The sequence below is a fragment of the Arthrobacter sp. 01N444 genome (genome assembly GCF_056399305.1).
Map to the genome: position 1 here is coordinate 122,812 of NZ_JBFTRB010000010.1, position 23,739 is coordinate 146,550.

The 23,739-nt window shown below is 67.1% G+C and carries 15 protein-coding genes and 1 pseudogene; 12 read left to right on the forward strand and 4 right to left on the reverse strand.

Annotation, left to right across the window (positions count from 1 at the left end; all coding sequences use genetic code 11):
• Nucleotides 1-4: 4 nt before the first annotated feature.
• The gene (locus AC1DKN_RS13250) at nucleotides 5-883 is read right to left on the reverse strand and encodes an FAD binding domain-containing protein (protein WP_476871528.1); all 879 of its coding nucleotides are present in this window, start codon (nucleotides 881-883) and stop codon (nucleotides 5-7) included.
• A gap of 131 nt (nucleotides 884-1,014) precedes the next feature.
• Here AC1DKN_RS13250 and AC1DKN_RS13255 point away from each other — a divergent pair, with 131 nt between their 5' ends.
• Both AC1DKN_RS13255 and AC1DKN_RS13260 read left to right on the forward strand, forming a co-directional pair.
• Nucleotides 1,015-2,004, forward strand: a complete 990-nt coding sequence (locus AC1DKN_RS13255) for a LysR family transcriptional regulator (RefSeq protein WP_476871539.1) — start codon at nucleotides 1,015-1,017, stop codon at nucleotides 2,002-2,004.
• Nucleotides 2,005-2,119: 115 nt separating this feature from the next.
• A complete protein-coding gene (locus AC1DKN_RS13260; RefSeq protein ID WP_476871529.1) occupies nucleotides 2,120-2,437 on the forward strand; it encodes a DUF6457 domain-containing protein in 318 nt (105 codons plus the stop codon).
• Between the two features lie 294 nt (nucleotides 2,438-2,731).
• Here AC1DKN_RS13260 and AC1DKN_RS13265 read toward each other — a convergent pair whose 3' ends face one another.
• Nucleotides 2,732-5,080, reverse strand: a complete 2,349-nt coding sequence (locus AC1DKN_RS13265) for an FdhF/YdeP family oxidoreductase (RefSeq protein WP_476871530.1) — start codon at nucleotides 5,078-5,080, stop codon at nucleotides 2,732-2,734.
• A gap of 569 nt (nucleotides 5,081-5,649) precedes the next feature.
• Here AC1DKN_RS13265 and AC1DKN_RS13270 point away from each other — a divergent pair.
• The 3 genes from AC1DKN_RS13270 to AC1DKN_RS13280 all read left to right on the forward strand — a co-directional run bounded on the left by AC1DKN_RS13270 (nucleotide 5,650) and on the right by AC1DKN_RS13280 (nucleotide 13,768).
• Nucleotides 5,650-11,055: a peroxidase family protein gene (locus AC1DKN_RS13270; protein WP_476871531.1), complete on the forward strand. Its 5,406-nt coding sequence runs from the start codon at nucleotides 5,650-5,652 to the stop codon at nucleotides 11,053-11,055.
• A gap of 117 nt (nucleotides 11,056-11,172) precedes the next feature.
• Complete coding sequence (locus AC1DKN_RS13275; protein WP_476871532.1) at nucleotides 11,173-12,882, forward strand: multicopper oxidase family protein; 1,710 nt, start codon at nucleotides 11,173-11,175, stop codon at nucleotides 12,880-12,882.
• A 1-nt stretch (nucleotide 12,883) separates the two neighbouring features.
• Nucleotides 12,884-13,768 (forward strand): hypothetical protein, encoded by an 885-nt coding sequence (locus AC1DKN_RS13280; protein ID WP_476871533.1) that lies wholly within the window; start codon nucleotides 12,884-12,886, stop codon nucleotides 13,766-13,768.
• A gap of 43 nt (nucleotides 13,769-13,811) precedes the next feature.
• On the opposite strand, the gene AC1DKN_RS13285 is transcribed toward AC1DKN_RS13280, so the two are convergent.
• Nucleotides 13,812-15,551, reverse strand: a complete 1,740-nt coding sequence (locus tag AC1DKN_RS13285) for a long-chain-fatty-acid--CoA ligase (RefSeq protein WP_476858622.1) — start codon at nucleotides 15,549-15,551, stop codon at nucleotides 13,812-13,814.
• A gap of 339 nt (nucleotides 15,552-15,890) precedes the next feature.
• Here AC1DKN_RS13285 and AC1DKN_RS13290 point away from each other — a divergent pair, with 339 nt between their 5' ends.
• The 7 genes from AC1DKN_RS13290 (at nucleotide 15,891) to AC1DKN_RS13320 (ending at nucleotide 22,594) form a co-directional block, all read left to right on the forward strand.
• Nucleotides 15,891-17,273 carry an MBL fold metallo-hydrolase gene (locus AC1DKN_RS13290; protein ID WP_476871534.1) on the forward strand — a complete coding sequence of 461 codons (1,383 nt, stop codon included), beginning with the start codon at nucleotides 15,891-15,893 and terminating at the stop codon, nucleotides 17,271-17,273.
• Nucleotides 17,270-18,586: an erythromycin esterase family protein gene (locus tag AC1DKN_RS13295; protein WP_476858620.1), complete on the forward strand. Its 1,317-nt coding sequence runs from the start codon at nucleotides 17,270-17,272 to the stop codon at nucleotides 18,584-18,586. Before AC1DKN_RS13290 ends, AC1DKN_RS13295 begins: the two co-directional genes overlap by 4 nt.
• A gap of 33 nt (nucleotides 18,587-18,619) precedes the next feature.
• A complete protein-coding gene (locus tag AC1DKN_RS13300) occupies nucleotides 18,620-19,489 on the forward strand; it encodes a universal stress protein (RefSeq protein ID WP_476871535.1) in 870 nt (289 codons plus the stop codon).
• A 103-nt stretch (nucleotides 19,490-19,592) separates the two neighbouring features.
• Nucleotides 19,593-20,279: a hypothetical protein gene (locus AC1DKN_RS13305; RefSeq protein WP_476871536.1), complete on the forward strand. Its 687-nt coding sequence runs from the start codon at nucleotides 19,593-19,595 to the stop codon at nucleotides 20,277-20,279.
• 268 nt (nucleotides 20,280-20,547) lie between these two features.
• Nucleotides 20,548-21,753 carry an inorganic phosphate transporter gene (locus AC1DKN_RS13310; protein ID WP_230010221.1) on the forward strand — a complete coding sequence of 402 codons (1,206 nt, stop codon included), beginning with the start codon at nucleotides 20,548-20,550 and terminating at the stop codon, nucleotides 21,751-21,753.
• Nucleotides 21,750-21,971, forward strand: a complete 222-nt coding sequence (locus AC1DKN_RS13315; RefSeq protein ID WP_028276822.1) for a hypothetical protein — start codon at nucleotides 21,750-21,752, stop codon at nucleotides 21,969-21,971. Before AC1DKN_RS13310 ends, AC1DKN_RS13315 begins: the two co-directional genes overlap by 4 nt.
• A 74-nt stretch (nucleotides 21,972-22,045) precedes the next feature.
• Nucleotides 22,046-22,594, forward strand: a complete 549-nt coding sequence (locus tag AC1DKN_RS13320) for a dihydrofolate reductase family protein (protein WP_476871537.1) — start codon at nucleotides 22,046-22,048, stop codon at nucleotides 22,592-22,594.
• Nucleotides 22,595-22,719: 125 nt separating this feature from the next.
• On the opposite strand, the pseudogene AC1DKN_RS13325 reads toward AC1DKN_RS13320, so the two are convergent.
• Nucleotides 22,720-23,739: pseudogene (locus AC1DKN_RS13325) on the reverse strand (IS110 family RNA-guided transposase); the annotation flags it as partial.

Genomic DNA, 23,739 nt, shown 5'->3' on the forward strand with positions numbered 1-23,739 from the left:
GGCTTCAGCCTTCCTGCATCTGGGCGGCGCGGGCACAGGCCCGCCGCAGTACCCGTTGGGTGAGCTCATCGGCGAGATGCCGCTTGTAGTCGACGGGGCCGCGCTGGTCAGCCACCGGATCGCAGGCCTCCGCTGCCAGCCTGCCCGCCTCGGCGAACAGCTCCTCCTCCGGATGCCGGCCGCGGAGCACGGCGGCGGCCCCGGCCAGGGGGTGGTCGAGGCCCAGGGCGGTGAGCCCGACGGCGGCGTCGTCGACAGTGCCGTCCGCGGTGAGGGTGACAGCGGCACCGGCGGCACCGACTGCCCAGTCTCCGACCCGGCGTTCGACCTTTTCATAGGCACTGCCCGACCGGGGGCGGATGCCGAACCTGAGTTCGCAGAGCAGTTCATCGTGCCCGACCGCGGTTTCATAGGGTCCGCGGTGGAACTCGGACATGGACAGGATGCGCTCGCCGCCCGGTCCGCGGATCACTGCCTCGGCGCCCAGGACATCACACACCGTGGAGAGGTCCTCGGCCGGGTCGGCCTGGCAGAGCGAGCCGCCAATGGTGCCGCGGTTGCGGACCACGGGGTCGGCGATCACCCGCTCGGCGTCCCGAACGATGGGGAACAGCCCGGCCACCTCGTCCGACTCGAGCAGGGTGGTGTGGCGCGTCAGGGCGCCGACCCTTAGCTTGTTGCCGTCACGGAGGATGAAATCGAGCTCGTATAAGTCATTGATGTCGATCAGCCATTCGGGCCGGGAGAGGCGGAGCTTCATCATCGGCAGGAGGCTATGGCCGCCGGCAACCACCCGCGATTCGGGTCCGTACCGGGCAAGGAGTTCCAGTGCGTTCTCCACCGTAGTGGCGCGCACGTAGTCAAATGGAGCCGGAATCTGCATAGTCCCTACCTCACTCCGAAAGGCCGGCGGCGTGGAGTAGCAGCTGCCTGGCGCCGGATTGAGGTCAGTCTTGCCCCGGCCTGACAGGGCTGTCAATATCGTCATAAGCGAAAGGTTATGAAGCCGTGGCGATGACATTGGGACAGTTGCGGACGTTCGCCCTGGTGGCCAAGCTGGGTTCCCTCCATGCGGCCGCCGTCCAGCTCGGAGTCAGCGAACCGGCAGTATCGACGGCGCTCGCCGCACTCAGGCAGGATCTGGGCGACCCGCTCTTCGTGCGCGCCCATGGCGGGATTGCGCTGACTCCCGGCGGCCGGGCGCTCGCCGAACATGCCCAGGACATCGTGGGACTGGCGGACCGGGCCCGGTGGGAGGTGGCACATGCCCAGACCGAGACCGGGCGCCTGAAAATCGTGGCGACGGCGCCGTTTGCCGAGCACGCGGCGGGGCGCCTGCTCGACCTTTTCACCCGCCGGGTTCCCGGGGCCTCCGTCGATGTGGTGGTGGAGGAGGCCGAGGACATCGCCTCGCTGATGCGGGAACGCGTCTATGACATCGCTTTGGGGGCCAGGCCCGCCGCCCGCAACGGCTCCCTCGCCAACGGTACTGGCGACGTCGGCATCGACTCCGTCCCGTTCCTGCGGTACCAGCGGATCGTCGTGGCGGCCGCCGGGCATCCGATCGCCGCCCTCCACGGGCCGGTCGCGCCGGCCGAACTGGTGCGCAGACCCTGGTTTGCCGGCCCCGCCGGCATTCAGGCGGCCAGCGAGGAGGGCCGGTGGCTGGCTGCCCAGTCGGTGGCGCCGGAGATCGTCCGGTTGAGCAGCGAAACGGAGGCCCTGGCCGCCGTCAGGGCCGGAGAGGGAACCATGCTGGCGCTGGGGCATATTGTCCGGGCTGAAATCCGCAGCGGTTCCCTGGTCCGTGTGCCGGTAGCCGGAACGCCGATCTCCGGACTCTGGTGGGCCAGTACCCTGGACCGCGGCCGGGCCACCACCATGGCGCGGACCCTCCAACGGTTTGCCGGCACCGCCGACGCCACCGCGGCCATGGTGGCCCCCGGCGGTTCCCGAGGGCTGGAACGGCGGGGATCCAAGTTCCACGTGGCGCTCTGGAGCTGAGGGGCCGCCTGCGTGCCACCTGCCGCCTGCCGCTGTGTCGCGTTGCGCAACGCCGGGGGCGGGTGCTACCCCTTGAGGGTTAGACGATCCATTCACCCTGCGAGAAGGAGTAGCAATGACGTTGTCCCGAGACGAAGACAGCTCGCTGCGGCATTGGAGCAGCCGGCTGATCCAGGCGCTGCAGATCCTCGACCTGGAAGTCGACCACGAAAAGATCGTCCAGGTGGCGGAGGAATCGGTCAAAGCCGTCGGGCCGCATGCGGACGCGATCAGTGCGTTCATCGTGGGCTACGCGGCGGGTACTGCGTCCACCAAGGGCCGCAAGGGCACGCAGGAGGCTGTGCACGCCGCGTCGAACAAGGTCATCGAGCTCTGCGAACATGGCGAGTCGGGCGGCCCGGACGAAGAAGGCTGGACCAAGAGGGCCCAGTAGCGCCAAGACTTCTCGGGAAAGGCCGCGTCCCCCATGGGGCGCGGCCTTTCCGCATTTTTCAGATCCGTTCCGTGGGACATGCTCATTGCTTGGGCGCAGGGGTGGGCATGGTGGTGTTATGTCCAGTGGCCGGGGCGGGGGCTGGGCATGTCCCGCGGGGGCGGTGGGGTGGCCGTGGGGCGCCCCGTGGACATGCTCATTGCTCGGGCGCAGGGGTGGGCATGGTGGTCTTAAGTCCAGTGGCCGGGGCGGGGGCTGGGCATGTCCCGCGGCCCGGCCAGTGGAACCGGGTGCCTAGCGTGAGGCCACCCGGGCAGGGGCTGTTGCCGCGCCGTCGGGTGTCTGGCCCAGGCTCGGCTCGAGCCGGACGATGACTGCCTTCGAGACTGGCGTGTTGCTGCCTTCGGCCGTGTGGTTCAGCGGCACCAGCACGTTGGCTTCGGGGTAATAGGCAGCAGCGCAACCGCGTGCCGTGGGGTACGACACCACACGGAACTTGCGCACCACGCGTTCCTCACCGTCGTCGTATACGCCGCGGACGTCCACATATTGCCCGTCCGTAAGGCCGAGTTCGGCGATGTCGTCAGGGTTCACGAACACCACATGGCGGCCCTTCTTGATGCCACGGTAGCGGTCGTTGTGCGAGTAGATGGTGGTGTTGAACTGGTCGTGGGAGCGCATGCTCTGCAGGATCAGGGTTCCCTCCGGCCGTTCGACAAGTTCAAGATCGTTGGCGGTCAGCACGGCCTTGCCGGTGGGCGTGGGGAATGTGCGGGAGTCGCGGGGACCGTGGGCGAGGACAAACCCGCCTTCCTGCCGGATCCGCTGGTTGTAGTCCTTGCAGCCGCCCACCACGCGCGAAATATGGTCCCGGATGAGGTCGTAGTTCTTCTCATAGCCGTCCCAGTCGGCCCTGATCTTGTCGCCCACCAGGAGTTTGCCCAGCCGGCTCACGATGGCCGGCTCCGAGAGCAGATGGTGGGACACCGGCTCGACGCTGCCCCAGGACGGGTGTACGGCGCAGACGGTGTCCTCCACCGACACGAACTGGGGACCGGATTCCTGGATATCGATCTCGGTCCGGCCCATCGTGGGGAGGATCAGGGCCTCGCGGCCCGTCACAGTGTGCGAGCGGTTCAGCTTGGTCGAGATCTGGACCGTCATCTCCGTGTTTTGCATGGCAGCCTCTGCGGCGTTCGTGTCCGAGATGGCACCCACCAGGTTGCCGCCCAGGGCGACGAATACCTTGATCTCGCCCGCGCGCATCTTGTTGATGGTCTCGACGGCGTCCGCGCCGTGTTCGCGGGGCGGCTCGAAGTCGAACTCCTCGCCGAGGGCCTCCATGAAGGACTGCGGCATCTGCTCCCAGATGCCCATGGTCCGGTCGCCCTGCACATTGCTGTGCCCGCGGATGGGGGAGGCGCCGGCGCCTGGCTTGCCGATATTGCCGCGCAGCAGCAGGAGGTTGATGATCTCCTTGATGGTGGCAACACCCTTCTTCTGCTGCGTGATGCCCATGGCCCAGGTGATGATGACTTTCTCGGCCTTGAGGTAGCGGGCGGCCAGCTCATCGATGTCCTCGCTGCGCAGGCCCGTGGCCTCAAGCACTGTGCCTTCATCCAGCCCGGCGAGGTGTTCCTTGAGCTCCTCGAGCCCCTCGCAGTGTTCGGCCAGGAAGGCGTGGTCCAGGACCGTCCCGGGGTTCTTGGCCTCGGCGTCGAGCACGCGCTTGGACACGGCCTGCAGCAGCGCCATGTCCCCGCCGATCCGGATCTGGAGGAACTGGTCCGCGATCTGGACGCCGTGACCGACGACCCCGTTGACCTGCTGCGGGTTCTTGTACCGGCGCAGGCCCGCTTCGGGGAGGGGGTTGACGGCCACGATCTCACCGCCGTTGCGCTTGCACGCCTCGAGTTCGGTCATCATCCGGGGGTGGTTGGTGCCGGGGTTCTGGCCCATGATGATGATCAGGTCGGCTTTGGCGTAGTCGTCGAAGCTGACCGTCGCCTTGCCGATGCCGATGGTCTGGCCCATGGCCCAGCCGGAGGATTCGTGGCACATATTGGAGCAGTCCGGCAGGTTGTTGGTGCCGTAGCCGCGGACCATGAGCTGGTAGAGGAAGGCAGCCTCGTTCGAGGTCCGGCCGCTCGTATAGAACGCCGCCTGGTCTGGGGAGTCCAGACCCTTGAGCTTGTCGGCCACGAGCCGGAGCGCCTCGTCCCAGCTGACCGCCTTGTAGTGGTCCTCGCCGGCGGCCTTGTACACCGGTTCGGTCAGGCGGCCCTGCATGCCAAGCCAGTACTCGGTCTGGCTGCGCAGGTCGCTGACGGCATTCTCGGCCCAGAAAGTTTCGGGAACCACCACCGGGGTCGCTTCCCAGGTCACCGCTTTGGCCCCGTTCTCGCAGAACTCGAATGCCTTGCGGTGGTGGGGATCCGGCCACGCGCAGCTCGGACAGTCGAAGCCGTCCTTCTGGTTCATCGCCATGACGGTCTTGCGGGTCCGGTTCAGCCCCATCTGTTCGATGGCCGGCTTCATGGAGTGGTACACGCCCGGGACGCCGGCTGCCCAGCTTTTCGGCCCGTCTCCGACGACGAGATCCTTTTCGGACGGTTCCTCGATGTGAGGAGTCTTGCGAGTCACGTGAACTTCCCTTCTGCAACCACCACCCGGATGGGGCGGCGTGCTGATCTGCCACTCTGCACCTTACCGTCAGGCCTATCAGCTTGATCGGAGCGCCGCAAGCAATTGCCCGGCACACGTCCATGCACTGCGCGCGCCCCCATTAGCAGCACCACCTTGGCGCAAGCTGGGGATCTGCTGTGCACCGGCCTCAGGTAGCGGAGGCCAAAAAACGAGTCCTCGGGGGGTATCCGTTACTCGGCTGTTATTCGTCGACAGTGCGCCCGTGCAGTCGTTCCCGCGTAGACTGCGGCGGCGCCGTCGAGCACAGGGCGAGTGGCCTAAAGCGTCTGCGCACGTAGCCCCAGAGCATGGTCCGGGTAGCCAGGGGCCACGGATAGCACCGGACTGCGATCCGGATCGTCAGTTACCGGCCGGTTCCAGTTTTCTCCAAGGAATCACCCAGCACTCTTGCACCATCACTCACTCTAAGAGGCAGGTGTGCAATGAATTTGTTCGCATGCAGGAAGGTCGACGGCCAAAGACGTGTCTTTAGTCGGCCAACCCGCGCAGTAGCCGCAGGGACAGCGATGACCCTGCTCAGTTTCATCGGACTCACCACCACGGCGCTTGGCGCCAACGCCGCACCGGCACCCGTCGGCGCAGGCTTCACCGTTACCCCGGCCGACCTGGCCTACATCCTCAAGCAGATCAAGATCGCCGAGGCCCACGTCGCCAACACGACGTCGGCCACGGGCCCCTGTGGGGCGCTTGTGGGAACAGGCCCCAACCAGATTCCCGACGCCCTCACCTCGTACGGTCTCCGCACGGTTGACGGCTCCTGCAACAACCTGATCAAGGGCCGTGAAACGTTTGGCGCCGCCGATCAGGTTTTCCCGCGTCACACGACGCCGTCGTTCAGCAGCGCGGATAGCGTCCCGGCCGGTTTCGGCCCTGCCGGGACTTCCTCCTACGCGCAAAAGTCGGGCAATGTGTTCGACTCCCAGCCCCGCCAAATCAGCAACCTGATCGTGGACCAGACGGCCACGAATCCCGCCGCTGTGGCCGCTGCCGGGTTCCCGGTCCGGACCCAAGGCAATCCGGGGCTGTTCCCCTGCACCACCGATCCTGATCCGTTGGCGGTACCGCCGGTCGAGGCTGTGCCGGCCGGCTGTGTCCCCACCGGAGACACGCTGTTCATTCCGAACGTCACCACCGACGTCGGACTCTCCCCGCCGTACAACTCGCTGTTCACCCTGTTCGGGCAGTTCTTCGACCACGGTGTGGACCAGACGGTCAAGGGCGGCGGAACGGTGTTCGTTCCGCTCAAGGCCGACGACCCGCTGATCACGGTGGGCCCCGACGGCAAAGCCGGCACGGGCGACGAGGTACCCGCCAACAGCCCCAGCGCATTCATGGTCCTCACCCGGGCACAGAACCAGCCCGGCACCGACGGCATCCTGGGCACCGCGGATGACGTGCAGGACGCCGCCAACACGGACTCGCCCTATGTGGACCAGTCCCAGACGTACACGTCACACCCCTCCCACCAGGTGTTCCTGCGGGAGTACATCAACAACGCCGCGGGCAGGCCTGTCTCCACCGGCAAGCTGCTCGGCGGTCCTGCCGGCCCCACCGCCGGCGGCATGTCGACGTGGAAAGACGTGAAGTCGCAGGCGGCGATCTTCCTGGGCCTCCGGCTCGAGGACAAGGATGTCACCAACATCCCGATGATCGCAGCGGACCCGTACGGCAAGTTCATCCCCGGTCCCGCCCGCGGCCTGCCGCAGTTCGTCACCCAGACCGGCCTGGTCGAGGGCAACACTGCTGCCCCCGTTCCAGTGCCGGCGAACGTGCGGCACTTCGACACGCCGTTCCTGACCGACATCGCGCACAACGCGGACCCGGGAACCGTGGGGCCCTGCACAACTGCCATCGGCGTAACGCCCCGGGTCCCGGTCGGTTGCCTGAGCCCGGACGCTGACACCACGGCGTCGGCAGACTTCGCCAGCCAGCCCGCCGGGACTTACGACGACGAAATGCTCAACGCGCATTTCTGCGCAGGTGACGGGCGTGTCAATGAGAACATCGGCCTGACCGCCATCCACCAGGTGTTCCACTCGGAGCACGACCGGCTCGTGGCGGATATCGAGAACACCCTCACCAACGACACTTCGACCACCGGCGTTGCCGCGCTGGCCGAGTGGAAGCTGGCCGCGGGTGCCAACGGGTGGAACGGCGAGCGGCTGTTCCAGGCAGCCCGGTTTGTCACGGAAATGGAATACCAGCACCTCGTCTTCGAGGAGTTCGGCCGCAAGGTCCAGCCGGCAATCCAGCCCTTCCACGTCTACCACACGGAAATCAACGCGGCGATCCGGGCGGAATTCGCCCACGCGGTCTACCGGTTCGGGCACTCCATGCTGACCGAGACCATCGCCCGTACCAACCCGGACGGCACCGAGAACAACGTCTCCCTGCTCAACGGCTTCCTGAACCCGCCCGAGTACGTCAACAACGGCACTCCTGCCGGGATGACCTCGGAAGAAGCCGCAGGCAGCATCGTCATGGGCATGAGCGACCAGGTCGGCAACGAACTGGACGAGTTTGTCACGGACACGCTGCGCAACAACCTCCTGGGCCTGCCCCTGGACCTGGCGACGATCAACATGACGCGCGCACGGTCTGAAGGCGTGCCGCCGCTCAACGAGCTGCGGCGCCAGATCAACAACGATACGGGCGATGCCCAACTGGCTCCCTACACGAGCTGGGCGGACTTCGGGCAGAACCTCAAGCACCCGGAATCGCTGGTCAACTTCGTTGCCGCCTACGGCACCTACCCGACCATCACCAGCGCAACCACGCTGGCGGCCAAGCGGGCAGCGGCCAAGGCGATCGTTGATCCGGGCACCCTGGCAACTCCTCCCACGGCCGACATGTCGGACTTCATGAACAGTGCCGGACCGTGGGCGACGCAGGAGACCGGCCTGAACAAGGTCGACCTCTGGGTCGGCGGCCTGGCGGAGAAGACCAACCTCTTCGGCGGGCTCCTCGGCAGCACGTTCAACTACGTGTTCGAGAACCAGATGACCGACCTGCAGAACGGCGACCGGTTCTACTATCTCCTGCGCACCCCCGGCATGAACCTGCGGGCGCAGCTGGAGAGCAACTCCTTTGCCGAGATGATCATGCGCAACACCGACGCGAACTCGCTCAAGGCCGATGCGTTTGCCACCGCCGACTGCAAGTTCCAGCTGCGCAACCTGGCCGGTACTCCGGCGGGCTACACGGCATCGGGGGCCACAGTCGCGGATGACACGACCACCGAATGCCAGGAGAACCTGCTGCTCCTGCGCAAGCCCGACGGCACCATCCAGTACATGGAGAAGAACACAGTCGATCCCAGCGGCATCAACGGCCAGTCCGTTTACAACGGCACTGCCAGCGACGACCGCGTCACCGGCGGCAATGACAACGACACGTTTCTCGGCAACGAAGGCAACGACGTCATTGAGGGCAACGGCGGCGACGACATCGCGCTCGGCGGCATCGGCAACGACAGGATTACCGACCTGTCCGGTGCCGACGTCCTCAAGGGCGGTCCGGGCAACGACTACCTCAACTCCGGTATCGGCGACGACATCAACATGGGCGGCGACGGCCAGGACTTCACGAACGGCGGCGCGAACGACAACGAAACGTTCGCCGGTGAAGGAAATGACTTCGTGCAGTCCGGTGACGGCGCGGACGCCACGTTCGGCGACGGCGGTGATGACTGGATCCAAGGCGGGTCCGGCCAGGACCTGCTGATCGGCGATCACGGCGCCCCGTTCTTCGATGACCCGGCGCAGACGAAGCCCGGCAACGACATCTTCGTCGGCCAGGTCGGTGAAAACGACTACGACGCCGAAGGTGGCGACGACATCATGACCAGCAATGCCGCCATCGACCGCTACGCCGGTGCTGCCGGCTTCGACTGGGCCACGCACCAGTACGACACGGTGGCCGCCGATGACGACATGAAGATCAACAACAACCTGATCGGCGTCCCGCTCCCCGTCGTGGTCAACCGCGACCGCTGGCAGGAAGTGGAAGCCAACTCCGGTTCGAAGTTTGACGACGTCATCCGGGGCGACGACGCAGTGCCCAGCACCGTAGGTGGTGCAGGCTTCAGTGGCTGCGACGTCCTCGACCAGACGGGCATCAACCGGATCGCCGGCCTGCAGGCCATCCTGCCGGCACCGACCACCCCGCTGGCACCCGTGGCCGCACTCTCACCGATGGGCGTCTGCCCGCTGACCGGCCCGGTCTGGGGCGACGGCAACATCCTCATCGGCGGCCTTGGCAGTGACAAGATCGAAGGCCGTGGCGGCAACGACGTCATCGACGGCGACCGGTACCTGAAGATCCGCATCAGCGTGCGGAACGACGCAGGCGTCGAGATCGGCACCACCGACCTCATGGAGCGCCAGTACCAGACAGGCAACCCGCTGACCCTGGCAGCTGCAGTAGCGGCCGGCGTCGTCAACCCCGGGAACCTGGTGGCTGTCCGCGAAATCGTGACCCCCACCGCCCTCGAAACCGCGGGCAACCGGGACGTTGCGATCTTCGCCGGACCGCGGGCCAACTACACCGTCACCACCACCGGCGGCAACGGCACGATCGGTTCGGCGGGATCGACCACCACGGTGGTCGACAACGTCGGCGTCGACGGCACGGACACGATCCGCAACATCGAGTTCCTGCAGTTCTCCGACACCGTACTGCCAGGCGCTCCGGTCATCGGCACTGCAACCGCCGGCCCCGGGCAGGCAACGGTTCGCTGGACGGCACCGGCGGTCGGCCCTGCCGATGCCTTCTCTGTGAAGGTGCTCGACGTGACGACGAACCCGGCCGGCGTCCAAGTCGGTGCCCTGCGCACCGCTCCGGCAGGCGCCACCAGCCTGGTGGTAACCGGTCTGACCAACGGATCCCAGTACCGGTTCCAGGTGCTCGCCAGCAACGCCCTCGGTGACAGCCCGTTCTCGGCACTCTCCAACACGGTGAGCCCGACGACGGCAACCGTACCGGGAGCGCCCACCATCGGGACGACCACGGCAGGGAATGCCTCGGTGACCGTGAGGTGGACCGCTCCGACGAACACCGGCGGATCGCCCATCACCGGCTACTCGGTGCGGGCCTTCGCCGGAACTGCCCTGATCAAGACGCAGGCAGTCACCGGAAACGTCGGAAGCGTCCTCGTGACGGGCCTGACCAACGGGACGGCGTACACGTTCGACGTCGCCGCAGTCAACGCAGTGGGTACGGGCGGATTCTCAGCCCGCACCGCAGCGGTGACACCACGTACCGAATTCGTGGCTCCCACCCTAACGGCCCGGACCCCCGGACCTGGTGCCCGCTCCGTGAGCCAGACGGCGGATCTGACGGCAACGTTTAGCGAGGCGGTGACGGGAGTTAGCGGAACCACGTTCCAACTGCGGCTCGGCCCTCCGCCCGGCACCACGCTCATCCCCGCGGTCGTGTCTTACAACCCGCTCACCAGGGTTGCGACCCTCAACCCGAGTGTCACGCTGGCGGCCGACCAAAACTACACGGTAAAACTCTCGGGGATCCGTGACCTGGCGGGCAACACGATGGCGACGAGCGAGTGGCGGATCATCACGGGCCCGGCGCCAACCATCACCGCCACGACTCCCGTCGCGGGAGCCACAGGGGTGCTGCGCAACAGCAACGTGACCGCCACGTTCAGTGAGGCCATCACCGGCTTCGAGGTTCCCGGCACTGTCCGGATTAATCAGGTCTCCACCGGAGCCCTGGTCGCTTCGGCGGTCACGTTCGACACCACCACCAGGGTGCTGACGGTCAACCCCGGAGCCAGCCTGCTCGCGAACACCCAGTACCGGGTCACCATCACCGGTAGCACCACTGGCGTCCGTGACCTGGCCGGCAACCCGCTGACCACCCGTTCGTGGACATTCACCACGGGAACAGCACTGTAACAGCAGTCTGAGAACGCCGGCTGGCGGGGCCGCTACGGTCCGCCAGCCGGCTTCCTCACTTGTTGGAAAGCCACTTTCCGACACGGTATACAGCACTATTGCCCACTTGGAGGGGCCATGACTACACGACGAGAAATTTTCAAACTGGGCGCTGTCGGCGCCCTCGGCCTTGCCGGTTTCAAAGGCGGCGACGACGACATCCCGACGACGGGCACCACCGCGCCGGCCGCGACGCCGGTCACCGCCAGCCTTCTTGCACCGCAGAACATGCCTGTTCCCTATGCGGGAGTATTCCGCCGCCCGCCGGAACTGGTCCCCTTTCAGACGGGCTTCGACGGCGGCGACCCGGCCCGTCCTTTCGCCCGGTACGCCCTTACCCAGAAGCTCGGCCAGGCCCACTTCCTGCCCGGACTGAACACCACCGTCGCGGGCTACAACGGCATATTCCCCGGCCCAACCATCCGGGCCACCCAGGGCACCCGGATCGAGGTGCGGATCCGCAACGCGCTGCCCGCCGCCGGGCTGGTTCAGCCCGCCCGCTTTGATACCGTCACCCACCTGCACGGCTCAGCGTCGCTGCCGCAGTACGACGGCTACGCCAACGACATCACCGTCCCGGGAAACGTCAAGAACTACCGGTACCCCAACTTTCAGACGGCTCGGACCCTCTGGTACCACGACCATAAGCACCACATCACCGCCCAGAACGTGTATTCGGGGCTCGCGGCCTTCTATCCACTGTCCGACAAGTTTGAGCGTGCCCAACTGCCGCAGGGCGAATTCGACGTACCACTCATGATCTCGGACGCGATGTTCAACGCCGACGGATCCCTCGCCTACAACGACAACGACGTCAAGGGCCTCTGGGGCGACATCATCATGGTCAACGGCGTGCCGTGGCCCACCATGAAGGTCAAGCCCCGGATCTACCGCTTCCGGGTACTCGACGCCTCGATTTCGCGGTCCTACCGGCCCGCATTGTCCACCGGAGATCCCATCTACGTGGTGGGCACCGACGCCGGCATGACGCCCAAAGTGGAGGCCGTGAAATCATGGCGGCAGGGCACCGCGGAACGCTATGAGGTGCTGATCGATTTCCGGAAATACCGGACCGGCCAGTTGATCGAGCTGCGGAACCTCAGCAACAAGAACAACATCGACTTCGCGAACACCAACAAGATCATGCGCTTCCAGGTAGTGGCCGACTCCGGGTCCGGGGCCGGCTCCATTTCCAGCATCCCGGCCACCCTGGACGACGGCGGCTCCGTCAACGCCTCCAAGGGCGGCATCCCCACCATGAGCCTCACCCCGGCGATGGCCAAGGCGAAGCGCGAACTGAAATTCTTCCGGGACCATGGACAGTGGACCGTCAACGGCGTCACGTGGGCCGACGTGGAGAAGTCCGGGTTCACCAAGCTGTTCGGCAACCCCCAGCCCTTCGACGTCGAGCAATGGACCATCATTAACGCGTCCGGGGGATGGTTCCATCCGGTGCACATCCACCTCATTGACGCCAAGATCATCGCGAGGAACACTAACGGCGGCCAGCCGTTTGCCTGGGAGAAGGGCCCCAAGGATGTCTTCTACGCCGGCGAGAACGAGTCCGTCACCGCCCTCATGCAGTTCGACACAGGTACCGGCGGGGGCGGGCGTTACATGATCCACTGCCACAACCTGGTCCATGAGGACCACGACATGATGGTGCAGTTCTCCGTAGGCGACCTCAGCACCAACGACCCCATCACTTCCGACCCGCCGACCCTGGACACCACTGCTCTGGACGCGTTCCCGCCGGTGTACCGGCCGGGCCTGCCGGCGGGGACCTGAGATGGGCCGCGTTGGGACGCTGGGCGCGGCGGCCCTGCTTGTACTGGCGCTGAGCGCCTGCACAGGCGGACCGCCGGCCCCGGCCCAGCCCTCGCCGACGGCAGCGCCGACCGCCGGAGCCGTGCAGAGCGCCGCGCCCGTGTCCCTGGAGACGGGGACCGACGTCGGCAACGGCCGCCCGGCCGTGAGCCACGACGGGCTGATGGTTCGACGCCGCGCCGTCATTGCCATCCACCCCGCCGCGGGCGGAAAGCCAGGCGCGCCGCGCGCACGGCTCGAGCAGACCGCGGCTGCCGGCGGCATCGTCCTTTCCGACATCCCCCCGGACGTGCTCGAACCAGCGATCCTGGAGCACCTCGCGCCGGAACTGATCCTGGCGCTTCCGCCCGGAAGCACCAGCGACGACGCCGAGAGACTGGCGGAGCGCGCCTTCGGCCCGGAGGGCAGCTACCCCGGAGTGGAGCATGTCCACGTCGCCTCAGTCCTGGTCCACGACCTCCAGTTCAGCGTCGCTGCCGCCGATCCGGCAGTCCTGGCCGCTTCCATCGCCAGGGAAGGCATTCTCTCGGACGCGCTCGGGAACTACGGCACGTCGGTGGATGGCGGAGCCCTGACGGTCACGTACACGGGACCACTGCTCAGCGACTCGCTGGTGGAATCCGTGCGGAACGGCATGGCCCGCGGCGCCGGGGTCCAGCCAGCGGACGTGACGCTGGCTCCCCGTTCAACCACGGGGGAGGGAGTGGACATGTCCCGCGAACCGGAACCGGCGGAGCCTGAACCGTCCGCGGGGGACAGCGGGACGCACTCGCATGAGGAAGGCGGCGATGATTCGGGCAGCGGCACAACCGCGACGACCCCGGGCCCCGACGATTCAGGACACTGAGGAGTCCGGACACTGAGCGCACCAGTGGCCGGCCGGAGGTAAGCTACCGGCCGGCCACGAGCGTGTCCCGGATCTCGCGGCGCAGGACCTTGCCGATCAGCGAACGCGGCAGCTCATCCACCACGGCAACGCGGCGCGGCACCTTGTAGGCGGCCAGGTTCTCCCGGCCAAACGCCAGCAGCGCCTCCGGGTCCAGGCCGGAGCCCGCGGACGGGACGACGGCGGCAACCACGTCTTCGCCGCCGCCCGGGCGGGGCAGTCCCACCACGCACACGTCCCGGACACCGGGGTACCCGGAGAGGACATCTTCAACTTCCGTGGGGGAGACGTTGAAGCCCCCCGTGATGATCAGTTCCTTGATCCGGTCCCGGACGGTCACGAAATCATCCTTATCTACCGAGACGATGTCACCGGTCCGGAACCAGCCGCCCTCCAGCAGCGCCTCCTCGGTCTCCTTCGGCCGGTTCCAGTAGCCGGCAAAGACCTGCGGGCCGCGGACCAGGAGCTCGCCCTCCTCTCCCGGGGCGCGGTCCAGGAGGACGTTCCGCGGGTCCACCACACGAATGTCCGTCAGGGGAAACGGGACCCCCACGGTTCCCGGTTTCCGGCTGGGACCGAAGGGGTTGCCCAAGGCGATGGGCGAGGTTTCCGTCAGCCCGTAGCCCTCGATCAGGTAGCCCCCGGTCGCCTTCTCCCACGTGTCCACCGTCGCCGTCGGCAGGTTCATCGCCCCCGAGATGGAAAAGCGGATGCTGTCCAGCGCGATACCGCGCTCGGCGGCTGCGGCGGCGATGCGGTCGTAGATCGGCGGCACCGCCGGCAGGAATGTGGCAGGCGACTTCCTGTGTGCCTTCAGCACGAGGTCGACGTCGAACTTAGGGAAGAGCACCAGCCTCGCGCCGATGCTCAGGGCAAACGTCATGCACAGCGTCAGGCCGTAGGCGTGGAACATCGGCAGCACCGCGTACACGGTTTCCCGGCCGTCCTTGAGCCCCGGCACCCAGGCGCGGCCCTGCGCGGCATTGGCCTGCAGGTTGGCATGGGTCAGCATGGCGCCTTTGGGCCGGCCCGTGGTGCCGCTCGTGTATTGGATGACAGCCAGGTCAGTGGCGGCCGGGCGCGGATGCTTTTTCTTCAGGTCGCCTGCGCCAAGGAGGTCTTTCCACGCCAGCACGGTCCGGCGCGCCGGCTGCGCCACGGTCCGGCGCGTGTGCTTGCCGGCGGTCAAGGCGGCGCGGGCGGCGCGGGCCGCCGGCACGGGGAGCCGCAGCGCGACCCGTTGCAGCAGCGGCATCGCCGGAATCAGCTCAACGGAGACGATGCTCTGCAGCCCGACGTCGGCCGGCAGTTGGCGGACCTTGTCCACGGCCTTGTCCCAGACAACGGCGACGGTGGCGCCATGGTCCTCGAACTGGTGGCGCAGCTCACGGTCCGTATATAAGGGGTTGTGTTCGACGACCACGGCGCCCAGGCGCAGTGCCGCGTGGAAAGCGATGATGTGTTGCGGGCAGTTCGGCAGGACCAGCGCCACCCGGTCACCGGCCCGGACGCCGAGCTTCCTCAGGCCCGCGGCCGCCCTGTTGATGGCGGTGCCGAGGTCCCGGTAGCTGGTACGCGCTCCGAAGAATTCCAGTGCGGTCTTCTTCCCGTAGCGCCGGACCGACGAGTCCATCAGGTCAACGAGGGACCCTTCCGGGAGCTTGAGGCTGGCGGGAACCCCGGGGCTGTAGTGGCGGGTCCAGGGGCGGTCGGGACGCCTGGGCCCTGCGGATTTGGTGCTCATGGTGTGTCCTTGCGACTGGGCTGCGCTGTGCTGGGCGGTGCCGGGCTGCCGGCCTCGGGCCCGGCCGGGCCCATCAAGAAATCCTACCGGGGGCGGCCCGCCTGGACGCGTGCCGCGGAGGCCCCGGCGGCGGCCGACGCCGGCCCGGAGGTGACTTTTGGCCCTTGGCACCCGGCAGGCCCGGGCGGAAGCTGGGGCGTACACCGCGAGCCGCGGGTCCGCGCACTTCTCTGGGGTCGTTCAGGACACAGGTTCGCGCTGGTCACAGGTTTGCGCAGGTCACAGGTTCGCGCGCAATTAACGCACAATTTACGCAAGAAGAAGGTCCACGGGGGCGCCATGCAGCAGCAGCAGCCGAGCCTGAACTTCCTTGGTGCCACCGACACCGTGACCGGTTCACGCTACCTGATCGACGCCGGCGGCGGGCGCGTGCTGGTGGACTGCGGACTCTTCCAGGGCTATAAGCGCAGCCGCGAGCGCAACCGGGCGCCCTTTCCGGTGCCGCCGCGGTCCATCGACGCCGTGGTGCTGACCCACGCGCACCTGGACCACACCGGATATGTCCCTGCTCTGGTCAGGGGCGGGTTCGGCGGCCCCGTGTACGCCACGGCCGGCACCACAGACCTATGCAAACTCATCCTGCCGGACAGCGGCCACCTGCAGGAGGAGGAGGCCCGGTATGCCTCGCAGCGGGGGTCATCCGCGCATGATCCCGCCCTGCCCCTCTACACGGCTGCGGACGCCGTCGCGTCCCTCAACAGATTCAAAATCGTCGGGTTTGATGTTCCCCTTGACCTTGGCGGTGGCATGGAGTTGACGTTCGTGCCGGCCGGACACATCCTGGGGGCCGCCCAGGTGCACGTCCGGGTTGGCTCCCAGTCGGTGCACTTCACCGGGGACCTGGGCCGGGCCGATGACCCGTTCATGTATCCGCCCCGCCCGCTCGGCGAAACCGGCATCCTGGTGACCGAATCAACCTACGGCAACCGGAAACACTCCACTGAGGATCCGGAGAAGCTGCTGGGAGAGATCATCAACCGCGTCGCGAAACGCGGAGGGGTCATCATGTTTGCCGCGTTCGCCGTCGGCCGGGCCGAAACGCTGATGCTGTACCTGTCCCGGCTCCTGCGCAAGGGCGCGATTCCTCGCATCCCGGTCTACCTAAACAGCCCCATGGCCATCGACGCCTCCGAAATGTACCAGCGCCACCCCGAAGAACACCGGCTCAAGCGGGAGGAATACGTGGACATGTACAAACTGGCCAAACTCACCCGCACCGTGGACGAATCCAAGTTGCTGAACCTGCGCGGCGGCCCCATGATCATCATCTCGGCCAGCGGCATGCTGACGGGCGGACGGATCCTGCACCACGTCGCGGCGTACGGCCCCGACCCGAAAAACGCCATCATCCTCAGCGGCTACCAGGCCAGCGGCACGCGGGGGGCCACCCTTGCTGCCGGTGAACGCGAGTTGCGCATCTACGGGGAAGACGTCAAGGTGCGGGCCGAGGTTATCCAGATGGAAAGCCTGTCCGCGCACGCCGACGGCGACGCCATCATCGCGTGGATGAGGGCGGCAGAAGTAGCGCCCCGGATGACCTACATCACGCACGGTGACCCGGACGCGTCCGACGCCCTGCGTATCAGGATCAAACGCGAACTCGGCTGGCGGGCCAGGGTGCCCGAATACCTGGAGACGATCGACATCGAGGATCCGAGATGAACCCCGAGGCCGTCACCCGGACCACCGTGTTGAAGGAGGTCCACGATCTCGCCCGGCCGCTGAAAACCGATCGGGACCTCAACGGCCTCGTGCGGCGCGCGGCCGACTGCCGTTTTGTCGCCATCGGCGAGGCCTCCCACGGCACCCACGAGTTCTACACCTGGCGCGACACCCTCAGCAGGCGGCTCATCGCGGAGGAAGGCTACAACTGGATTGGGGTGGAAGGGGACTGGCCCGACTGCCGGCGGATCAACCGATGGGTCCGCGGCCAGGAGGGGAAGGACCAGGGCGTCCACGCGCTGCTGGCCGGCTTCGAACGCTGGCCAACCTGGATGTGGGCCAACGAGGAAGTCGCGGCGTTCCTGGACTGGCTGCGCAGCTGGAACCTGGCCAGGCCGCTGGACAAACGTGTCGGCTTCTACGGGCTGGATGTCTACTCGCTCTGGGATTCGCTGCGCGAAATCATCGGCTGGCTACAGGCGAACGTTCCCGACGCCGTCCCCGCGGCGGAGCGCGCCTGGCAGTGCTTCCTGCCCCACCACGAGGACCCGCACCAGTATGCCTGGAGCACGCGGCTGGTGCCGCAGTCCTGCGAGCCCGACGTCGTGGCCCTCCTGACCGAGGTCAGGAACCGGGCCTTCAGCCCCGGCCGGCAGGAGGAGGACGCCTTCGACGCCGTCCAGAACGCTGAAGTCGCGGCCAACGCCGAGCACTACTACCGCATCATGGTCCGCGGCGACAGGCAGTCCTGGAACGTCCGCGACCACCATATGGCCGACACCATCGACCGGGTCAGCAGGCACCTCGGGCCGACGTCGAAGGGACTGATCTGGGAACACAACACACACATCGGCGATGCCCGGGCCACCGACATGGCGCAGGACGGCCTGGTCAACGTCGGGCAGCTGCTGCGCGAACGCCACGCGGGCGAAGGCGTGCTGCTGGTCGGCTTCGCATCCCACCGCGGCTCCGTGCTCGCCTCCGACGGGTGGGGCCGCCCCGAACGCATCCTGACGGTGCCGGAAGCGCGCCCGGGCAGCCACGAAGACTTCCTGCATCAGGCCCTGGGGGTGCCCTCAGTGCTGGTGTTCGGCGACGACAGGACCGGGCCGTGGCTTTCGACATGGCTCGGACACCGGGCGATCGGCGTCGTCTACCACCCGGAAAGGGACGCCGGAAACTATGTTCCGACCCGGATGGGGGAGCGCTACGACGCCCTCATCTGGCTGGAACACACCGCAGCGCTGCGTCCGGTGCACCATGAACGCCCGCCCCGCGAACCGGAGTTCGAGACCGAGCCCACCGGATTCTAGGCCGGTGTGCATTCCAGGAAAGCAGGAATCAGCATGAGCAAAGCAATCATCGTCGGAATCAACGGGTCCGCAGGCAGCAGCGCCGCCCTGGCCTGGGCCCTTGACCGGGCCGCCCGGGACAAGCTCCCGGTCACGGTCGTCCACGCGGTGGACGACCGCTGGATGTCACCGGATTTTCAGTACCACGAGATCATCCGGGAATCGGGGATGGACCTGCTTCGGGACGCTGAGACGGCCGCTCGTGAGCGGGCCCCGGACGTCACTGTCGACATCCAGCTCCGTCATGGCAGCGGCGGCTCGGTGCTCCGGGAAGTCTCCAAGGAGGCAGCCATGATCGTGGTTGGCGGCCATGACAAACATTGGATGGGCGGCGGTCCCATGACGGACCGGGCCCTGCAGGTTGTCTCGGCCTCGGAATGCCCGGTAGCCGTCGTGCCGGCGAAACCGGCCACCGGGGTCAAGGGCGTCGTGGTCGGCGTGGACGGCTCCGAGGAGTCGCTGCAGGCCGTCGCCTTCGCGGCCGCCGAAGCTGATCGGGGTGGAGACGAGCTCACCGTGGTCCTCGCGTTCAAGAGCCCCGCCCGGTGGGTCGAGAAGCAGCTGCCGACCAGTGGTCTCGCCGAGAGCATCGTCGAAGAGGACCGGATTGTTCTCGCCGAGTCGGTCGCCGGGCTCGGCGACAAATACCCCGACCTGGTGGTCCATCAGCGCCTTGAGACGAACACCGAACCGGCGAAGGCCCTCGTGGATATTGCCGCCGACGCCAGGGAGTTGGTGATTGGAAGTCGCGGACGTGGCGGGTTCTCCCGGACCGTGCTCGGCTCCACCGCGCACGCTGTACTCCTGAACGTGCCGTGCCCCACCATCGTGACGAAGGTGCATAAGGTCAAGCACGGCGACTGACCGCCCGGCAAGCAACCCGTGCCGGCAAGGTCCCGGAACGGGCCGGAGAGCCCCCTTTTGGCGGGGGCTTTCCGGCGCCGCCAACGGATGGGAGGATGATGCCGTGGACCCCTTCTTCAATTTCATCACCCACTTTTGGTGGCTCGTCTTTCCCCTGAGCGGACTGGCCGGGGGGTGGGCGCGGTCCTGGTCCAAAGCCGCCGAACGCCGGCACCGCCGCCGCGTGGAGCTTTATACGCTCAAGAACCAGGCGACGCAGGCAGAGCAGGCCAGCCAGGCCGACGTGCTGGCCCTCATGAAGGCGCACGACACCGTCAACCAACGCTGGCTGGATTACGAACTCGACGTGGGGAAGCTGATCGACTACCCGGTCATGACGGATGTCCGGGAGCCCCTCACCGTGGCCTTCCTCCGGGCCAAACGCGAGGCCGACGGGCTGCGCCCCGCCGCCCCGGCGGAAGTCAGGACCGCCGCGCGGCTTGCGGAGTACCGGGCGGCCGTGACCAGCTTTGAGCTCGCATTCGACGTCGCCGAACGGGAAGCCAAACGGATCAGGGACAGCAAGTTCACCGGTCCCGAACGCCAGCGGCTCGAGACAGCCCGGAAACTTCTGCGGATAGCGTCGGACGCGGCCGCAACTCCCGCCGAGCGGCAGACGGCCTACCGCCGCGCCCGCCGGGAACTCGACGGGCTCATCGTGCTGCCCGAGGCGACGCTAGCGGCGCTGGAGGACAGGATCGCTTCGATGCTCGGCGCGGGCCCGGCGCCGGACGTCCGCCGGGCCGTCTGAGCTGGGCCGCAGCCGGCGGAGCCGGGCGGCGCCTGCTGTGACCAGCACCGCACCGCCACGGTTAATGCCCGTGCCGCACAGGAGGACCGAATTTAGGGTCTTCTGGCACGTTTTGCCCTGCCGTCATTCCCACGTACCATCGATAAGGTTTCAAGCTGCATATGCGACCACCGCGAGTTCGTTCGGATGGACCCCGGATGGACGTGGTGGCCATGCAGCAACGGGGATGTGGAACTGCCGACCGTGAACACTTCAGATTGGGCAACAGGTGGAAATCACCGTAATGGTGGCGCTAGTGATATCGCTGGCGCTGTTCTTCGACTTCACCAACGGATTTCATGACACCGCGAACGCCATGGCTACCCCCATCGCGACCGGCGCCATCAAACCGAAAACAGCAGTTGCCCTCGCGGCGGTGCTGAACCTCGTGGGAGCGTTCCTCTCCACGGAAGTCGCCAAGACCGTCTCGGGCGGCATCATCAAGGAAGGCTCGGACGGGGTCCAGATCACCCCGGACATCATCTTCGCCGGGCTGATGGGCGCCATCCTCTGGAACATGATCACCTGGCTCAAGGGCCTGCCGTCCAGTTCCTCCCACGCCCTCTTCGGCGGCCTGATCGGGGCCGCGATTGCCGGTATCGGCATCCACGCGATCAACTTCGAGTCAATTCTCCAAAAGATCATTCTTCCCGCGGTGTTCGCCCCGATCATCGCGGGCGGCGTAGCCTACTTGTGCACGCGGCTGGCGTACGGCCTGACCGCCCGCCATGACCCCGAAACCGGGGACAAGCTCACGCAGAAGCGCGGCGGATTCCGGACCGGTCAAGTCTTCACGTCCAGCCTCGTGGCGTTGGCCCACGGCACCAACGACGCCCAGAAGACGATGGGCATCATCACCCTGGTCCTGATCTCCGCCGGCCTGCAGCCTGCCGGCTCCGGTCCGGAGTGGTGGGTTATCACCGCCTGTGCCTTCGCCATCGCGATCGGCACCTATTCCGGCGGGTGGCGGATCATCCGCACCATGGGCTCGGGGCTCACCGAAGTGAAGCCCGCCCAGGGCTTTGCCGCCGAGACCAGCACCGCCACAGCCATTCTGGCGTCCTCGCACCTGGGCTTCGCCCTGTCCACCACGCAGGTGGCCTCCGGCTCGGTCGTGGGCTCCGGCATGGGACGCCGCGGCACTACGGTGCGGTGGGGAACCGCCGGCCGGATTGCCATCGGCTGGCTGTTCACGCTGCCGGCCGCCGGAATCATGGGCGCGCTGACGGCTCTGCTCGTGCAGACCGGGGTCGTAGGCGTGATCATCGCGGCAACTGCCGGCACCGCCGCAGTGGCCTACATGTTTGTGCGCTCACGGAAGTCGCCTGTGGGCAGCAACAACGCCGTCGAGATCGAGGAAGTCGGCCAGGCCGTGCAGTTCCGCAAGAAAAAGTCCGCCACCAAGTCGATCAAGAACGGCGGTGCCCAGCGATGAAATGGCTGGAACTGTTCAGCGTGGCGAGTGCCACGCTTGTGTCCGCTGTAACCGTGGTAGTTCTCTACTCCCTCGGCGTCCGGCTCACGGCCATCGCGGGGGACACCCGGACCTCCCCGGCGGCCTGGACCCGACCGCTCGCTTACACGTGCTTCGCTTTGTGCGGCGCCGCCATTCTCTTCGGGCTCTACCTGATCATTCCTTACTTCCACAAATAAGACGTCCCCGCGGCCGTGCAGCCGTTGCGTTCGGGGGATGGGACACCGGCCACCGCAGTGGCTAGGCTGGGGCCATGGTGAGCTTCCAGTACTTCGTGGCGTCCTCACTCGACGGGTTCATCGCCACTGCCGACGACAATCTCGCCTGGCTGCTGCAGTTCGACGGCTTTGAGGGCGGACAGGACAGCTATGACGCGTTCATGGCCGACGTCGGCTGCATCGTCATGGGCGGCGAGACGTACGCGTGGCTTCGGGAGCACGAACCGGACACCTGGCCGTATCCGGGCACACCCTCCTGGGTCTTCACCCGTCACGAGCACGCCGCCCCGAAGGGCGCGGATGTGACGTTCGTGCGCGGGGTGGTAGGCGAGTTCGTGGACGACCTCAAAGAAGCGGCCGGCGGCCGAAACGTCTGGGTTGTGGGTGGAGGCGTGCTCGCAGCGCAGTTCGCTGACGCCGGGCTGCTGGACGAACTGATTGTCTCGGTCATTCCCGTGGTCCTGGGCGGCGGCAAACAGTTGCTGCCTATGGCGGGCCCGACGCCGCCGCTCGAGTTGACATCTTCCCGCACCTTGGGCCGGGGCATCGTGGAGCTGCGCTACCGCTTCCCGGCCCGGCCCTGATATGTAGTTGGCGTCTGTCAAGGGCGTGGCGAAGCGGTCCCGGGCTGGGTTGTCCGGGACCGCTTCCTTTTGGGTGGCCGGGAGGCGTTTGGTGTGTGGTCAGCGTGTCGTTGGCGACGGCGCGGTCAGACTGATATGCGCGGGTGGGACCAGCACCAGCCGGCGAGCTCCCGGGCGATGGCGACGTTCGCGATCACGGGTCGTTTGCGGCGTTCGAGGTAGGTGATCCAGCGGTTGTGCAGGCGCCGGTTGCCGGCATGGCCCCGGGCCCTTGCCTCCGCGGTGGCTTCCTCCCACCGGGACCGCATCAGCCGGGACGGATGCTCATAGGGTCTGCGGTGGTGCCAGGCGGCCTCGACGAGGAGTCGGCGTGCGTGGGTGTTGCCGGTCTTCGTGATCGAGCCCTGGGACCGGGACGCCCCGGAGGAATGCTCGGTCGGCACGAGACCCAGATAGGCGCCGATCGTGGAGCCGGTRAACCGGTCCCAGTCACCGATCTCCACGGCGAGACCGAACGCGGTCAGGGTCGAGATCCCGCGCAGGCACTCCAGCGACCGGACCACGGGCGTGTATTCGCTCTGATAGGCCATCGCCGTGATGGCCTCGTCGAGGCGGCCGCGGCGGTCCAGGATCTCATGCATGGCCTCCAGGGAGGAGGCATAGGCCAGTTGCCGGGCCGGGGCCTCGAAGTGTTGCCGGGCCAGCCAGAGTTCGTGGGTCCCGGTCCAGGCCTTACCGCCCGTATACAMGATGCCCTGGCGCAGCAGGAGCTTGGAGATCCGGTGCCGGGACCGCATCAGATCCCCGCGGACGTCCTCCCGGGCCCGGACCAGATCCCGGGCCGCCTCCTGGTCCGCGGCCGGAATCCGGACCGCGGTGATCTCGCCCAGTTTCAGCAGCCGGGCCAGGTGCAGCGCATCCTTCGCGTCGGTCTTCACCCGGTCCCCGGACGGACGTTGGAGTTTCGACGGGGCCGCGACCTGCGTGTCGATTCCGGGCGGCCAGCAGGAACCGGGCCAGGCCGAAACCCGTCGGCCCGGCCTCGTAGACCACCCGCACCGGGGCTGGAAGAGAGACGATCCAGGCAAGAATCTCGGCATAATCCGGAGTCATCCGGTGCGGAATGATCTCGCCGGTCTGCGCGT

What these genes read in the sequence shown, in the direction of transcription:
- AC1DKN_RS13250 (WP_476871528.1), bottom strand. Translation starts at nt 883, where the DNA reads ATGCAGATTCCGGCTCCATTTGACTACGTGCGCGCCACTACGGTGGAG.
- AC1DKN_RS13255 (WP_476871539.1), top strand. Translation starts at nt 1,015, where the DNA reads ATGACATTGGGACAGTTGCGGACGTTCGCCCTGGTGGCCAAGCTGGGT.
- AC1DKN_RS13260 (WP_476871529.1), top strand. Translation starts at nt 2,120, where the DNA reads ATGACGTTGTCCCGAGACGAAGACAGCTCGCTGCGGCATTGGAGCAGC.
- AC1DKN_RS13270 (WP_476871531.1), top strand. Translation starts at nt 5,650, where the DNA reads ATGACCCTGCTCAGTTTCATCGGACTCACCACCACGGCGCTTGGCGCC.
- AC1DKN_RS13275 (WP_476871532.1), top strand. Translation starts at nt 11,173, where the DNA reads ATGACTACACGACGAGAAATTTTCAAACTGGGCGCTGTCGGCGCCCTC.
- AC1DKN_RS13280 (WP_476871533.1), top strand. Translation starts at nt 12,884, where the DNA reads ATGGGCCGCGTTGGGACGCTGGGCGCGGCGGCCCTGCTTGTACTGGCG.
- AC1DKN_RS13285 (WP_476858622.1), bottom strand. Translation starts at nt 15,551, where the DNA reads ATGAGCACCAAATCCGCAGGGCCCAGGCGTCCCGACCGCCCCTGGACC.
- AC1DKN_RS13290 (WP_476871534.1), top strand. Translation starts at nt 15,891, where the DNA reads ATGCAGCAGCAGCAGCCGAGCCTGAACTTCCTTGGTGCCACCGACACC.
- AC1DKN_RS13295 (WP_476858620.1), top strand. Translation starts at nt 17,270, where the DNA reads ATGAACCCCGAGGCCGTCACCCGGACCACCGTGTTGAAGGAGGTCCAC.
- AC1DKN_RS13300 (WP_476871535.1), top strand. Translation starts at nt 18,620, where the DNA reads ATGAGCAAAGCAATCATCGTCGGAATCAACGGGTCCGCAGGCAGCAGC.
- AC1DKN_RS13315 (WP_028276822.1), top strand. Translation starts at nt 21,750, where the DNA reads ATGAAATGGCTGGAACTGTTCAGCGTGGCGAGTGCCACGCTTGTGTCC.
- AC1DKN_RS13320 (WP_476871537.1), top strand. Translation starts at nt 22,046, where the DNA reads ATGGTGAGCTTCCAGTACTTCGTGGCGTCCTCACTCGACGGGTTCATC.